Origin of the sequence: Sporosarcina sp. E16_8 (genome assembly GCF_017347095.1) — a bacterium.
Lineage (GTDB): Bacteria > Bacillota > Bacilli > Bacillales_A > Planococcaceae > Sporosarcina.
In genome coordinates this window covers 1-1,354 of sequence record NZ_JADPRZ010000116.1, presented here as the reverse complement: position 1 = coordinate 1,354, position 1,354 = coordinate 1, and the positions used below count along the sequence as shown (strand labels likewise).

General features: G+C 38.0%; 2 protein-coding genes. Both read left to right on the top strand.

Translation table 11 applies throughout. From position 1 onward, the window contains the following. Window positions 1-89 precede the first annotated feature (89 nt). Window positions 90-431: a transposase gene (locus tag I2484_RS21005; RefSeq protein ID WP_207152993.1), complete on the top strand. Its 342-nt coding sequence runs from the start codon at window positions 90-92 to the stop codon at window positions 429-431. Between the two features lie 5 nt (window positions 432-436). Then, window positions 437-1,288, top strand: coding sequence for an IS3 family transposase (locus I2484_RS21000; protein WP_255551647.1), 852 nt, complete (start codon window positions 437-439; stop codon window positions 1,286-1,288). Window positions 1,289-1,354 lie beyond the last annotated feature (66 nt).

Genomic DNA, 1,354 nt, shown 5'->3' with positions numbered 1-1,354 from the left:
ACGCTAGTGGTGGTCGACCCCCTTAAAACGGACAAAATAGGGTATAGAATATACAAAGCCTTATTATTCTATTTAAAGGAGAGGTTATTATGTATATCCGGAAAAAGTTAAAAAAGCGTCGATCGCCATTTGAAACAAAATTATATGCGGTTACACAAGTGATAGAGTTCAACCGAAACAAAAGGCTTGTTGCCGAAGAAATTGGCTTCAGTGTAAGTTCAGTAATTAATTGGGTCAAAACCTTTGAACAGCACGGTGAGGCTGGTCTTCAATCGAAAAACCCACACTTACTAACAGATGATAGGATTGAATTAGAACGCCTACGTTGCTTTGAGACGAAATACTATCAACAACAAGAGGAGATTGAAATTCTAAAAAAGTTCCAGGCCTTTCTCAAGGAGAACGAAAACAAAAGTCATATGATGCCATAACTTCTTTGAGAAAGGAATATTCGGTTGAAAGACTTTGCAAGACACTTGGTGTATCAAAAAGTGGGTATTATGATTACATGAAGCGCCCACAACAAGGACCATCAGAACGCGATCTCCGAGATATTAAAGCTATAAAACGAACGTATAATAAGAGCAAAGGTACTTATGGTTGTAAACATATTGCAGGAGAACTTAAAGAAAGAGGCCACATTATAAACCATAAACGCGTGGCCAGATTAATGCATGAATTGAATTTAGCTTCTAAGATAAGAAAGGCAAGAATCACTAGAGAAGCAAGAACAAACCTTGTTGGCCATGTTTATCCAAATATATTAAATCGAAATTTTGATGTAGATTCTCCGAATCTAAAATGGGTTATGGACCTCTCCGAAATCAAAGCAGAGGGCGCAAAACTGTTCATTTCAGCTATTGTTGATTTGTTCAATCGAGAACTAATTGCGCTGGCTGTTGGTTCCAGACCGATTTATGAGCTAGTGGAAGCCACCATTAATATGGCAATGAAGAAACGTAATCTTCAATCGATGAAAGGTATTCTCTTCCATACCGATCAAGGAAGTGTATTTACATCACTTCAGCACTATAATAAATCAAAGGAACTTGGCTTTACGCCAAGTATGTCGAGAAAAGCAAACTGTTGGGACAACGCGGTCATTGAAAGTATCTTTTCTCACTTCAAAACCGAATTTGATTTTCATTATCCTTTGAATAATTATGCACAAGCTAAAATCGACTTATTGGCCTTCGGCAACTACTTTAACGATGAGAGAAGCCAAAAACGTTTAGGGTATAAGACACCTAAAGCCTTCTTGGAAGCGCATTTGTTATCTCAAAGCTAGTATTAAACTGCGTCCGATATATAGGGGGCAAACCACAGGTACCTGAAATTTGAGTAAAGGCCATCC

What these genes read in the sequence shown, in the direction of transcription:
- I2484_RS21005 (WP_207152993.1), top strand. Translation starts at nt 90, where the DNA reads ATGTATATCCGGAAAAAGTTAAAAAAGCGTCGATCGCCATTTGAAACA.